This window comes from Tunturiibacter gelidiferens (genome assembly GCF_051013345.1).
Taxonomy (GTDB): Bacteria; Acidobacteriota; Terriglobia; order Terriglobales; family Acidobacteriaceae; genus Edaphobacter; species Edaphobacter gelidiferens_A.
Genome location: NZ_CP132939.1, coordinates 2,507,244 through 2,520,273 on the forward strand (window position 1 = coordinate 2,507,244; position 13,030 = coordinate 2,520,273).

At 56.0% G+C, this 13,030-nt stretch carries 13 protein-coding genes and 3 pseudogenes; 7 read left to right on the forward strand and 9 right to left on the reverse strand.

Annotation, left to right across the window (positions count from 1 at the left end; all coding sequences use genetic code 11):
- Positions 1–27: 27 nt before the first annotated feature.
- Both RBB80_RS12340 and RBB80_RS12345 read right to left on the reverse strand, forming a co-directional pair.
- Positions 28–807, reverse strand: a complete 780-nt coding sequence (locus RBB80_RS12340; RefSeq protein WP_433968455.1) for a class I SAM-dependent methyltransferase — start codon at positions 805–807, stop codon at positions 28–30.
- A 521-nt stretch (positions 808–1,328) separates the two neighbouring features.
- Positions 1,329–1,595: a transposase gene (locus tag RBB80_RS12345; RefSeq protein ID WP_433968457.1), complete on the reverse strand. Its 267-nt coding sequence runs from the start codon at positions 1,593–1,595 to the stop codon at positions 1,329–1,331.
- Positions 1,596–2,333: 738 nt separating this feature from the next.
- Between RBB80_RS12345 and RBB80_RS12350 the strand changes: the two genes are divergently transcribed.
- The 5 genes from RBB80_RS12350 to RBB80_RS12370 all read left to right on the forward strand — a co-directional run bounded on the left by RBB80_RS12350 (position 2,334) and on the right by RBB80_RS12370 (position 7,809).
- Positions 2,334–3,401, forward strand: coding sequence for a glycosyltransferase (locus RBB80_RS12350; RefSeq protein ID WP_433968459.1), 1,068 nt, complete (start codon positions 2,334–2,336; stop codon positions 3,399–3,401).
- Positions 3,402–3,542: 141 nt separating this feature from the next.
- Positions 3,543–4,538 (forward strand): glycosyltransferase family 2 protein, encoded by a 996-nt coding sequence (locus RBB80_RS12355; protein WP_433968461.1) that lies wholly within the window; start codon positions 3,543–3,545, stop codon positions 4,536–4,538.
- Between the two features lie 377 nt (positions 4,539–4,915).
- Entirely contained in the window at positions 4,916–5,830 is a 915-nt protein-coding gene (locus tag RBB80_RS12360) for a glycosyltransferase family 4 protein (protein WP_433969640.1), read from the forward strand.
- Between the two features lie 532 nt (positions 5,831–6,362).
- Positions 6,363–7,238: a glycosyltransferase family 4 protein gene (locus RBB80_RS12365; protein ID WP_433968463.1), complete on the forward strand. Its 876-nt coding sequence runs from the start codon at positions 6,363–6,365 to the stop codon at positions 7,236–7,238.
- Positions 7,239–7,584: 346 nt separating this feature from the next.
- Entirely contained in the window at positions 7,585–7,809 is a 225-nt protein-coding gene (locus tag RBB80_RS12370; protein WP_433968465.1) for a DUF4372 domain-containing protein, read from the forward strand.
- Positions 7,810–8,110: 301 nt separating this feature from the next.
- On the opposite strand, the gene RBB80_RS12375 is transcribed toward RBB80_RS12370, so the two are convergent.
- The 3 genes and pseudogenes from RBB80_RS12375 to RBB80_RS12385 all read right to left on the reverse strand — a co-directional run.
- Entirely contained in the window at positions 8,111–8,674 is a 564-nt protein-coding gene (locus RBB80_RS12375) for a DDE-type integrase/transposase/recombinase (protein WP_433968467.1), read from the reverse strand.
- A 199-nt stretch (positions 8,675–8,873) separates the two neighbouring features.
- Positions 8,874–9,011, reverse strand: a complete 138-nt coding sequence (locus RBB80_RS12380; protein WP_433970158.1) for a hypothetical protein — start codon at positions 9,009–9,011, stop codon at positions 8,874–8,876.
- Positions 9,012–9,040: 29 nt separating this feature from the next.
- Positions 9,041–9,190: pseudogene (locus tag RBB80_RS12385) on the reverse strand (hypothetical protein); the annotation flags it as partial.
- A 13-nt stretch (positions 9,191–9,203) separates the two neighbouring features.
- Between RBB80_RS12385 and RBB80_RS12390 the strand changes: the two are divergent.
- Positions 9,204–9,440, forward strand: a complete 237-nt coding sequence (locus RBB80_RS12390) for an antitoxin (protein ID WP_433968468.1) — start codon at positions 9,204–9,206, stop codon at positions 9,438–9,440.
- Positions 9,441–9,892: 452 nt separating this feature from the next.
- Here the strand turns inward: RBB80_RS12390 and tnpC are convergent.
- The 3 genes and pseudogenes from tnpC to RBB80_RS12405 form a co-directional block, all read right to left on the reverse strand.
- Positions 9,893–11,417 (reverse strand): annotated as a pseudogene (tnpC, locus tag RBB80_RS12395) (IS66 family transposase).
- Positions 11,418–11,471: 54 nt separating this feature from the next.
- Positions 11,472–11,858, reverse strand: a complete 387-nt coding sequence (gene tnpB / locus RBB80_RS12400; RefSeq protein ID WP_433968469.1) for an IS66 family insertion sequence element accessory protein TnpB — start codon at positions 11,856–11,858, stop codon at positions 11,472–11,474.
- A 3-nt stretch (positions 11,859–11,861) separates the two neighbouring features.
- On the reverse strand, positions 11,862–12,110 hold the full coding sequence (locus RBB80_RS12405) for a hypothetical protein (protein WP_433968471.1): 249 nt from the start codon (positions 12,108–12,110) through the stop codon (positions 11,862–11,864).
- A gap of 107 nt (positions 12,111–12,217) precedes the next feature.
- Between RBB80_RS12405 and RBB80_RS12410 the strand changes: the two genes are divergently transcribed.
- Positions 12,218–12,673, forward strand: a complete 456-nt coding sequence (locus RBB80_RS12410) for a transposase (protein WP_433969642.1) — start codon at positions 12,218–12,220, stop codon at positions 12,671–12,673.
- Between the two features lie 68 nt (positions 12,674–12,741).
- Here RBB80_RS12410 and RBB80_RS12415 read toward each other — a convergent pair.
- A pseudogene (locus RBB80_RS12415) lies at positions 12,742–12,947 on the reverse strand (IS1595 family transposase); the annotation flags it as partial.
- Between the last annotated feature and the right edge of the window lie 83 nt (positions 12,948–13,030).

The following is a 13,030-nucleotide window of genomic DNA, read 5'->3' on the forward strand; positions in this document are numbered from 1 at the left end:
CTAGGTTGATTTCCGTCACGGGACGCCTTAACGAGTTACGCCCGATAATGAAGAAGCCCCCTCACCCCACCAGCGTCGTGTTGCGCCAGCGCATCGAGCCTTCTGACGATCACGGAAGCCCGTCGCCGCCCTCGGGGGCACGCGCCCTGTATGTGCATTGCGACTTGCACGGCAGATCAACGCCACCAGTTCCCCACCAATCCCCGTCATTTTGCTGACAAGGACTGCCAGAAAAGACGGCAGCGGAAGTGCTCGTATAGTGTAGTAGACTTTGGCGTTAGGGTAGCCCACAAAGCACCTCCGCGTGTCGGCAAGCGAATGCCAAATCCATGTGCTGCGCTTCCGCCATGGGCACTGGTTGCTCGGATAGGCGAAGATCAAAACGCCGCCTGGCTTCAGGTAGCCGAGCAAGGCATCGGTCACATCTTTGGTACCTTCCAGTCCCGGCACATTATAGAGCGACAACGCTCGAACGAAAACTGCATCAAACTTTCCTTGATACGGGAGCCGTAAGCCGTCTCCTACCTCGAATCGCACGTTGTCGGCTGCGTATTTTGCCTGTGCTTGGCGGATGCCTTCCGCACTAAAATCTACTCCGACGACCTGAAATCCCAGATGCCCGAATAACCCAGAAAAGTCCCCTTGACCACAGCCGACATCTAACACGTGCGCCCCTCGCCGGAGTCCAGTTTTTCGGATGATGGATTTAACGCATTTGCGGTATAGGAAGGAATGATACCGAAAATAGTGCGCCTGACTGTACATGCGGTTATAGGCGCTCGCGAGACTTTCGTTCTTTTCGGCCACAGATTTTAGTTCCCTGAGGGTCTACTATGTACCCTTGCATGGAGAGAATGCAAGGGTACACGGGCCTTTTAGGCTTGGAGTACCACGGAGCTTGCTCGATGGAGGTTTCGCAAACGTTTCACAGATGGTAAGTTTGAGGATAAATCGTGCACCCAATGAAATCAAGGCTTGCGCAAGTCACAAAAGGCACTCATAAAATTTTGCTTCCCTGCCCGGCGCTCACCTCGATCCCGCACCAGCCGCTTGCGTTTCCTGCGCCGGACAGCCAAACCTTCCTCGACATAGAGCCGGTAGACACGCTTCACGTTTCAACTCGTGACCGCGACGACTCAGCAACGCATGCAACCGTCGGTAGCCGTAGCGAGGCTTCTGCCGCGCCAGCTTCACCAACTCCTCGCGCAGTGCGATGTTGCGGTCTGGTCGAGGCTCATATCGGTAGCTCGACCGCTCCATACCCAACCGCTTGCAGGCCGTGCGTTCGCTCAGCCGGAACCCGACCGAGACTAACGCAACTTCTTCTCTTAGACTGGCAAGCTCCAGCCGTTTTTTCGGATCACCGCCTTCAGCGCCTCGCCGTGAAGACTCAGCTCGCCACCACGGTTCTCGTCTTCCATCGCCTTCAGCCGCTGCGCTTCACTGACATCCATGCCGCCGAACTTCGACTTCCAGCTATAGAACGTCGCCGCGCTGATCCCGTGCTCCCGGCATAAGTCCGCCGTCTTCACCCCGGCTTCATGCCGCTTCAATATCCCGATGATCTGCTCTTCCGTGTACCGGTTCTTCTTCATCGTTCGTCCTCCCGCTTAGATTACGAGAGAACTCCAGCTTCCACTGGTCGAGTTTTCCGGGGAGGTCATAATCTCAAAGCAAAACCAAAACGGAGAAACTCCAGTTATCGGTGGTTAGAAATCGGGGGCAGGTCACACCAATGAATCCGGACCTTTCTGCACATCATAGCTACGTTCATCCACTCGTCGGGTGCGCGGTAGTGATCGCTGTAATTCTGATTTTTGTTTTGCCGCGAAAGCGCATAATTATTCCCTTCTTAACTGCTAGCATTCTGATTCCCATGGACCAAGTATCCGTGATGGGTCCACTTCATTTCCAGATGCTTCGCTGGCTTATCCTTGCGTCGTGGTTCCGTGTTATCGTCACAGCACTCACATCCGGGGTGGCGATCCTTGGGAGCGCTTGGAATCGCCTCGACACGTTGGTGACTTTATTCGCGGTTATCGATGCCATCGACTACATCACATTGTGGAGCGGTTCTAGCGAAGCAATTATCAATCGGTGCGGCACGGTTTACACGACGCTCGGCGCCTATTTTCTGATGCGCTCGATGATACGCACCGAGGGTGATGTCCAATTGGCAATTAAGATTCTCGCTTACCTGTGCGCAATCATAGCCACGCTGATGGCTTATGAACAGATCACAGGAGTAACCTCTACAGCCTGTTGGGAGGCGAAAGAGCGTTTGAACGGGCCTCACTCATCGTGCGCGAGGGGCGGTTCGGAGGCCTCGAGCTATGGGCTGCTTCCAACATCCGCTGCTTGCGGGCACGTTCGGCGCCATTTCGGTACCTTTGTTTGCCGCTCTCTGGGTGCAGGCGCCGAAAAGACGCTTTATGGCGACGATAGGCTTTCTGTCTGCTACTGTCATTGTCATTGCATCCGCATCCAGCACGCCGCTGCTTGCATATGCATGCGGAATCCTAGCCCTAGCAATGTGGCCCATGCGGATGCATATGCGAATCCTGCGTTGGGCGTTGGTAGGAACGCTTGTCCTTCTGCAAATCTTGATGAAGGTGCCGGTCTGGGCGCTGATCCAACGAGTCGACTTGATTGGGGGATCGTCGGGCTTTCATCGTTACTATCTTGTTGATCAATTTATCCGCAATGCCGGAGAATGGTGGCTTCTGGGGGCAAGAAGTACTGCGCAATGGGGTCCGGATATGTGGGACCATGCGAATCAGTATGTCGCGATCGGTGTGACGTCCGGGGTTGTTCCTTTGGCCGTGTTTCTTGCCGTCATCGTTTGGGGTTTTAAGTCCATGGGCAGGCTTACGCATTGGAGAAAGGAGACCGGCAAGGCGCTACTCGCCTGGTTCCTGGGTTCGGCATTATTTGTCAATGTCGTGGCGTTCTTTGGCATTTCCTACTTCGATCAAATCGCACTCGTTTGGTGGTGCTTGCTGGCAATGATTTCCACGTTGTCAGTCTCTGCGCCGGCCCATGCTCGTGTTTCTCCTGGTCCTCCCTCTGCCGTGCCGGTCATTATGCCTAGGGGATCGTCAAAGTACGCAATACCTATATTCAACCGCGCTCACCGTATAAGAGCGGTTGTGGAGAGCCTTCTTTCGCAAACCATGGCGATCGAAGAAGTTATCCTCGTCGATCATGGATCCGAGGACGGCGCCCCAGACAGGATTCCGCATGATCGAGCGCACCTGGGACCCGCATTGGCGGAAGCATCGGGTGCTGTCGGATACATTACTGCTAGCGTACTTGGTGCAGTGCATTGCATCGTGCGATTGGCTGCCTGGCGTGCTGTACGGATGTGGGGCCAGGACCGAATCGCTATGCTGGTAAAATGATGTCGCGTTACGTCGCCTGCCAGCGCTAGCTGATTTCGGCACGGCCTGCGTATGGCATAAGCACGTAAGAGAGCCGGAGTAAGTGCTGAGTAACAAACTAAAGTCGCACGGCAGTCAATGTGCCGCAAAGGACGCCCGCGAATGAGTTCGGTCGATGTTATCGTTCCGTGCTACGGCTATGGTCAATTCCTCCGAGAGTGCGTGAATAGCGTTCTCAGCCAGATCCTCGACAACACTCGAGTGCTGATTATCGACGATGCCTCTCCCGATAGTACCCCGGAGATAGGTCGTGACCTTGAAAAGATCGATAGCCGGGTGACGTTTCTGCGTCACCCCGTGAACAAAGGACATATCTACACCTATAACGAGGGCATTGAGTGGACAGCTGCTGAGTACACCCTGCTTCTCTCTGCCGACGATTACCTGTTCCCCGGGGCGCTTGAGCGGGCATCACGCCTTTTGGATCAGCATCCAGAAGTGACCTTCACATTCGGTAATTTGATTCAGCTCGGAGATGATGGCATCAACACAATTCCTGTTAGACCGCTGGGAGTTCTCTCGCAGCGCACCGAATACCGGGCTCTAACAGCGCCCGAATTCATAAGGCTTAGTGGCGCTACTAACATCGTCGGAGCATCGACGGCTGTTGTCCGCACGAGTGTACAGAAGAAAGTTGGCGGATACCGGCCTGAGCTGACCCACACTGGCGACATGGAAATGTGGTTGCGCTTAGCCGCGCAGGGATCAGTGGGCTTTGTCAACGCCTACCAAGCAGTTTACCGCCGCCATTGTGGGAATATGTCGAACTCCTACAGTCACCTTGCGGATCTTGAGCAGCGAAAGCTTGCATTGGACTACTTCTTCCGCGAAGTCGGCACGCAGCTGCAACATGCCACCCGTACCCGCAGACGTATCTACCGGTTGCTGGCCTCTGACGCGGTCGGATTTGCCAGTTCTGCGTTCAACGAGAATGACAACGAGGCTTTGGAGCAGCTGCGCGATTTCGCCCTGGGCACGTCTTGGGAGGTTGTGATGACATGGCCCTGGATTAAATTCCAGTGCAAACGAGCAGTGGGACTGCAAGTGTGGAACATCCTGCAGAGCGCTCTCGGAAAGAGCCGGCAAGGCGGTCTGTAGAATGTCATGGGGATCACATTGAGGGGTTTGCGGTATCTGAGGATCGTTGACGGGCTGGTGTTAGCTGCCCAGCGCTGCAGTCTGCCCTTGCCAAAGCCGCTCCGGCGTGCCGTGGGTAGGATTTTGAGAAAAGCGGTGAAATTTGAAGTTTCCAGCGTTGCACTTCCGGATTGGTCAACTCCGTTGTTCTTGAACTGCGGCAGCACAATAGATGCCCCCAGCAGGTACGACAGAGAGGAAAACGGTGTGCAGGGGTGCTCGTCGTTGGAAGTACGAGCGGAACCGAGAGCTGCTCTGCGGGGGGCAGCCCAGAGCCGATACACAGGGAAATTGGGATGAAATACCTCCTCGCCACCTCGTGCCTCGACACCGGCGGGATGGACGAAGTAGTGTTCTTTCTCGCCACGCGTTTGGCACGAGCCGGAGTCACTGTAGCAGTTTTGCACGCTTCGCCAGAAGGCGGCCCCGGGGGCGCACCCACGGGGAGGCTGGGTCGCCAGTTGCTTGCAACTGGAGTCGAGACCGTTCAACTCGGCGAGAGTTCTGGCACCGATTGGCTGCGACGCTGGAAACCGGACGTTGTAAGTGTTCATGGCGTCCCGATGTGGGTGTTGTGTGCGGCGAGACAGTTCTCAATTCCTTGTGTTGAGACCCTGCACGGCATGCATTCACTGTTCGACGCAAATCCGGCGAGCGTCGCCGAGCGTGGGCGCCTACTCACTGCGATCGTAGCTGTCAGCGAATTGCTTCGGCAACAATACTTGACCGTGAATCCGGGGTTTCCCGCCGACCGGGTGCTGACTATCCCGAACGGCGTGGACGATTGCCATCGCACGCCGCCAGACCGGCATGCCGCCCGGACGCGGTGGGGCATCGAGAGTGAGTACATTTTCCTATGTCTCGCGCGGCATTCCCTGCAGAAGAACACCTACGGACTGGTCGTGGCGTTCGATGACGTGGCCACGCGACACCCCGAAGCCCACCTTCTCATCGCCGGTGCTGCAGACGATCCTGTCTATTTGGCCCAAATTCTGCGGTTGCGTGCGAGCTTGCGCGCCCGGGAACGTATTCACCTGCGTAACTACAGCCCAAAGCCCGCAGAATTGCTTGCTTTGGCCGACGGGTTTGTGCTTGATTCTTTTTTGAAGGCTGGTCCCTTGCATCGATGGAGGCACTCTACGCAGGTCTACCAGTGGTGCTCAGCGACGTCGGCGGCGCCCGTGAGCAGGTCGGGAACGGTGGAAAACGTGGATACCTCATCGGCAATCCTCTTGGTGATCCTCTTTCGGTGAATTGGAACGCGATTCGGCACGCCTGCTACAAACAACAAGGCAATCGGGAGCAGCTAGTTGATGCTATGAGCTCCCTGGTCCAAGATCGGGAATCGTGGCTCGCGATAAGATCCGAGCTGAGCGCCGAATCCCTTCGTCGGTTTCATCCGGACTTGTGCGTGGGCAGTCATCTCAGCGTGCTTGCTGCCGCAATAAACCTTCGTCGCGATCGCGACCAGTATTTCTCTCCTGTTTGTACTAAGGCTACCCAGTCTGACCAGGTGTTTCCGCTGGATTCGTGAGCATGCGCATCTCCTTTCTATTGCCCTCTTGGCCGTCAGCCCCTTCGGGTGGGGCGAAGGTCGTCTATGAATACGGAAACAGACTTGTGCGGCGGGGGCATACCGTGGCTATTGTTCACCCTCTCTATCTCAATTATCGACCGCCCGAGCCGATTACAACTCGACAGCTTATTCGCTCCCAACTAACCAGAGTCCGTGGACTATTCTCGCACCCATCCATTAGGTGGCACCCAATTGATCAACGGGTAACGATGCTTCTTGTGCCCAATTCTCATGAAAAGCACATCCCAGACGCCGATGTACTCTTCGCCACAGGCTGGGACACGGTCGCGTCGATCCAAAAGTGCGGATCTCGCAAGGGAACACATTGTTACCTGATCCAAGGGTATGAAACCTGGCGCGGGAATAAAGAGATGGTCGATGCAACCTGGCGGTTACCCATTGACAAGATTGTAATCGCCAGATGGCTGAAAGAGTTGGGAGAGCAACTAGGATCGGGCAGGCTAACTTACATTCCCAATGCAATCGATCATTCGCAGTACCACATTACTAAAAGCATTCAGAACCGACCGCGCCGGGTGGCTATGGCCTTCTCACGATCTAAAGTAAAGGCGTCCGAGGACGGCATAAGAGCTCTAGTCCGTGCAAAGGAGAAATTTAGCGACCTAGAAGCTGTGTTCTTTAGTACCGACCGCCCAGACTCATCGATTCCGAAATGGATTGAGTTCAATCGCAATCCACCGCAGAACTTCATTGTGTCGCAGATCCTCAACGCTTCATCCATTTTCCTCAACCCAAGTTTATCCGAAGGCTGGTCACTCCCAGCAACCGAGGCTGCCGCGTGCGGCTGCGCGATCGTGTCCACCGATAATGGCGGAATTCGAGAGTACGTGGAACATGATGTTTCTGGCCTCCTTTCGCCGCCGAAAGACGCGGAAGCACTAACTCACAATCTCTGCCAGCTTCTTGAAGATGACCAGGCGAGGATACGGATCGCGAAGGCAGGCGGTAGCGCAGTGCGCCAACTCTGTTGGGATAGGAGCGTAGATCTTCTGGAAGCATTCTGTCTGCGCGTGAGTGGTTTGGAGCGACGTCATTGTGGCGGCATAAATAAGTCGAACAGTTAACGTTAACTTCTGTGATTGGAGGGTGACTGTGAAGGTGCTTCACGTGGTCGGTGCCCGTCCAAACTTCATGAAAGTCGCTCCAGTCCTGAATGCCATCAAAGTGAGAGAGGGGTAGCACAGATCCTTGTCCACACTGATTTCAATATGTCCGAGGTGTTTTTCAGCCAGCTGGGAATTCCTGCCTCGGACGCTAATCTGTTCGTTGGCCCAGTGACACACGCACGTCAAACCGCAGACGCGGCTCGAGGGTGTACTCCTTGAGACATACCCGGATATCGTTCTAGGTCTATGACCGTATTAAGATGTACCTTTGTCGATACTTTCCTGGCGCGGAAAAGGTGCGCATTTGACACGAGTATCGAGCATTTTCAGCCAGATGTTGCAACTGTTTTCCCGCCACGAGTTCGAGCAGGCGGTGCGGGAACACCGTGCCGACCGCCACGCCCGCGGCTTTACCTGCTGGGGTCAATACTCGTCCATTTGGATTCTCCTCCCGGTGTGCTCGGCGGCTCACGCGTTGGAGTTTCTTGGAGGGACTCCCTTAAATGGCCGAGTAGGACGGAGACGCTGAGCGGCCTTCGCATGATGCCGCTGTTTCCTCCGTCCTCTCTAAAATTCCGTACGGTGGGTTTTCCCCAGTACGGCTTCAAGGCCGGCACTTCTGAGGGACCTTCCCTTCCCCGCTTTCGCCTAAGCCTGCTCCCGGCATACACAATCGCTTGGTTGGTTTGCATCCATCCTTCGCATGACCGTAGAGTTACATCCCTATCCCCGCTCAGAGTCGGGAGGATGATCCTTGGTCATGCCACCGTTCAGGCTGTCGCCTTACCCCAGGGTCCTCGCTCCAGACCGGGTTATAGTGTCCCGATCCATCAACACTTAATTGACCCCATCCGAGCCACTGGCAAGCGCGATCGACGAGCGTCGGCCAGGGTGAAGAAGATCTCCAGGTTCAGGCACTCGTCCCGCAGCTTGCCGTTGAACGATTCGATATAGCCGTTCTCGACCGGCTTGCCAAGCCGGATGAAGTCCAGATGCACGCCGTTCTTGTAGGCCCAGAGGTCCATCGCCTTGCTTGCGAACTCGGTCCCGTTGTCGACGGTGATCGACTCTGGAGTGCTTCGCAGGATGACGATCTTGTCCAACGCCGCGGCCACCTTCTCGCCGCTGAGGGCCTTGTCGGCGAACAGCGTCAGGCACTCCCGTGTGAACTGCTCGATGACCGTCAGCACGCGAAGCCAGCGTCCGTCCGGCAGTCTCTGCGCGACGAAATCCATGCTCCACTTCTGGTTGGGACGCGCTGCCCGCCCGAGCGGAACGCGTTGCCGTTGCGCCCGTTCTCTTCGCTTCTGCGTACGCACGATCAATCCCTCCTCGAGGTACAGCCGGTAGATCCGCTTCGCGTTCACCTGCCAGCCCTCGCGCTTGAGCAGCACCGTCAGCCGCCGGTACCGTAGCGCACACGACTCCCGGACAACTCTCGCAGACGAACGCGCAAGGCCTCCTGCGGATCGCGATGATGGGTGTAGCGCAAGGTCATCCGCTCGATCGGAATCAGCCTTGCCGCCCGCCGCTGGCTCAAGGAATGGGCAGCAGCTTGCGCCCACTCCGCCAGCTCGCGTCGCGCACGAGGCCTTATAGTTTTTTTGCGACGATCTCCTGAAGGATATGCCGGTGCAGACTCAGGTCCGCCACCAGGCGCTTCAGCTTCGCGTTCTCATCGCGCAACTGTCGCAGGTCCTCCAATCCCAACCCCGCATACTTCTCTTCCACAGGTAAAACGTCTGCTGACTGATCCCATGCTTGCGGCAGACCTCGACCACCGTGTCCCCAGACTCCGCCTCCCGCAACACTCGCAGAATCTCCTCTTCGCCGTGTCCTCGCTTCGCCATCTCCAGACTCTCCTCTCTCGTTCCAGAGAACCACGGCAGGCGGCGATCTCTCAACTTCATAGCGGCTTAGTTTTTGGGTTTTGGGCCAAGCGTACAGCCAAGATTTCTGAACAATCGTAGTCAGGCAGTCCGGCTTGCGAAAGAGTTTCAGTTCGCTACCTCCGAGGTCTTCATTCGCAAGCAGGGGAATGAAGTCGTGCTATCTCCACGTCCCGCTGACTGGTCGGCCTATTTTAGTTCTGGTTCCGTTGCCTCCCAGGAGTTTAAGGAAGGTATCGACGACCTGCCTGTACAGGAACGAAACCTTTGATGTCTGTCTACATGCCTTGTTTAGGAAGGTTGCGTCGCACTGCCCGCATCGCGGTTGAAAGAGTGTTCAGAAACTGGATACCGGAACACCAAGTTTTTATGAAATGTATTCCACTTACAAAACACTATAGAGAGCACGGAAAGTAAGTTTGGCCGATCGATATCGCTATTGTAGGGAATTTAACTAAGCTCAATTCGGGCTACGACCAACTTCTTAAGGAAGCCAAGGCCGACTCGAGGCAATTCTAATGACTTCAACATAAATCCTCCAATTCCTCGGAGTGATGATGGTCGTGTTGTTCAGTTCTGTCGAGCAATTGCATTCCCAATGCAGCAATCCAACGAATGGGACCGTTGCCGAAAATTGCCTGACGGGAAATCCTGCCAGTGAGTGGGATGTCAGCACTCAGAATGCTGGTGATCCGTATCCGTCAGGCAAAACCACATTGACAGTTACAGATTGCTAGCGTCCCATGCGGTGGGAGTGAGTTGTGGAAGTCTCTGGATGGATAGGTTGGCGAGCCCTGGCAGGACAGCGGCTAGGTACTGACGGGCCGGGATCTTGAGTCGGCGGCAGGTTTCGACGATGGAGAGGATTGCTGCGACGCGTGGTCCGGCCTTCTCGTGACCGATGTGGGTCCAGTTGCGACGGCCAATCGCCACCGGGCGCATGGAGTTCTCCGCAAGGTTGTTGCTCTGCTCCAGCTCTGCATAGTCGAGGAAGCGAGTGAGCTTGTGCCACAGCCGAAGGCTGTAGGAAGATGCCTTGCCGAGTGGGCTCGATGAGAGTGCCGTTCGGCTGGCAGCCTCGATCTGCGCCTTGAGCTCGCTGAGCACCGACGCAGCCCGTTCCATGCGCAGCGCGTGACGGGCAGCGAAGTTCATGTTTTCGTCGCGTGCCTGGGCATCGATGGCAAACAGCTTCGCCATCTGCGCCACGATTCGTGTCGAGGCGACATCCTGCTGATTGAGCTTGATCGCCTCTACAAAGCGTCTTCTTAAGTGCGCCCAACATGCGGCATGCACCATCTTTGGTCCGCCGACACGGTCGTAAGCCGCATAAGCGTCGGTCTGTAAAATGCCTGCGAAGTTTTCCAGAAAGCATATAGGCCCTTCGCGCCCGCGCCCCATGCGGAACTCGAAGATTGCTGCGCCGCCCGGAGTGCCGTATTGCCACAGATAGCCGGGCCCTGACTAACTCGCGGCCTATGACCGCGACCAGAGGCATCAGTAACTCCCCGACGCGCATCACCCAGCCATCGATGGTTGCGCGTCTGATGTCGATGCCTGCATCGCGCAGCAAGATCACGCTCTGACGATACAGCGGACAGTGATTCGAGTATTTGCTGATGATTGCATCGATGATCACCTGATCGCTGACCAGGCTCTTCTCGATGATCCGAGGCGGCAGCGGTGCGGCAATTACGCCGCGTTCTTCGCAGGACTTGCATGCGCGCTTCTCGCGCCTGGTCACCAGCGCGAAATACTTCACCGGCTCAACATCCAACGGCTCGCTCTCTTCGTAGCCGATCACCGCTGTCGATCGCCCGCAGCCACCGCACACGCACTGCTCGGACGTGCAGGCAATCACTCGCTCCACGCGAGGAAGATTCGCAGGCAACGTCTGACAGCCAGGATGCCTGCGTTTCTTCTTGTCTGGCGTTGCTGGCAGCACCTCGCGTTCGCCCTCTGCCGCGACTTCCAGATTGCTGACCCCGGGCTCCAGCTCCAACAGTTCCAACTGCTGGTTGGTCAACTTCTCGCTGCCCGGCCCGTACTTCACGATCCGCTGCTGGCGCAGCTTATCTTCCAGCAACTGGACTCGAAGCTCAGAAAGTTGCAGCCGCTGCGACGTCACATTCAGGTGCCGCGTTGTGGCATCCAACTGCTGCTTCAGCTGTTCGATGATCTCTGCGTCGGATGGAGCGATAGGAGTTGTCGGATTTGACGGCGTCGCAGAATGGAAGGGCGCATTCACTATGTCTATGGATTAACAGACCTGTGTATTGAGTACAATCATTTTGTGCAGTGTTTATGCGGGAATTTGTGAGCTTCCTGATTCCTCGACGACGGGCTTGCGATACCATCGCCGACGCTGCGTCTGCGCAAGGTCGATTCCACCCAGCAGCATCGCAAACTCCTCGTGACTTAGTACAATTTTGCCTTGCGTGCCGCCCGCCTTGGGCCAGTGAAATCGGCCTTTCTCGAGCTTTTTCGCGCACACCCACAGGCCGGTCGTATCCCAGAAAAGAACCTTCAAACGATTGCGCTGCGAATTGGAAAATAGAAAGAGGTGGCCGCTCAAGGGATCGCACAATAGTTGATCGCGCACCAGACCATACAGGCCGTTGAACCCCTTGCGCATGTCGGTTGCGCCCGGCGCAAGATAAATCCGCGTCGCCGCGCCCAGGCCGAACACCGACTACAACCTCTCAAGCACAGTCACCAGTTGAGCCAGCGTCGCAGCATCGAAGCCGCGACTGACTTCTACTCGGCGACGGTTGGACAATAACACCGTCAACGCGCCGGGGTACTCACCGGCAGAAACTGTAGTCACAGCAGAGGCCAGTTCCACCGCTACCAAACGACCTTGCGCGACGCCATTGCTTCCAGCCTGGTTCTGCCGATTCTGCTGCTTCTTCAGATGGCGGTTCAGCGTGCTCAACGCCATGCCGTGACTCCCGCAGAACTCACTTCGTCCTCGTCCCATACAAACTTGCCAGCCGCTCTATCTCCGCTCGGCCACGACGACCAACCACTGCTCCAAACTCTCCGCTCATAAACAGAGTCCATCACAAATACTCAGCAGCAAAAAAGGTGCGTTCCTCAGACGCGTACACCTTTAATGCGTTTGTCCAACAAAGTGTGGCTTCCGGTTCGACCATCTACGCGGACGGGCTCAAAAGCTTCACCCGTTTTGAACAAGTGGGATTCCGGCATGTTCCCCATATCCAGCCCCCGGTAAAGCGACCTTCGCGAAGGCTCGAATCGGTGGTGCCACTGGCTGATCGGTCCATTGGGAACCTGCAACAGTGGTTGATCGGGACCTATCACGGCGTGAGTCGCGAGCAACTCCAGGTTTACCTAGATGAGTTCGTTTTCCGTCACAGTCGCCGCCAGACACCTATGGCCGCTTTTCAAACCCTGCTCGGTCTCGGAGCCGCACGTAGACCCGTGCCCTACATGCAGATTCGGGGCGGATCTGACCGTCCTATATCGCCCGGAAAAGCCTGAACCACAACCGATTGGGCTCTGCTGAAACAACCAGATAAGCAGAAGATAACTAATCGTGAGATACTGTTTTAATCTATTGAATTCAATTGGTTTAACTGTGATTTTGGGTTGGGGTTGAATCGCCATACGCATTCCTCCAAAAAGAGCGGGAAGCGGGACTTGGGAAACCGTTGAATTTACGCATATGCCGCTTGGCCTGATTCCAGAAATTCTCGATGCCATTGATGTGCGTTTGCCGATCTGCGAACAACTTGGTGTGGTTGATTCGGTAGTGCCTTGCTGCGCGCTTTTTGAGGGCCAGAACCGCTCTCATCTATCGTCCCGTCCGGCTGGCAGCCCTTCTCAACGCGGAAGCAA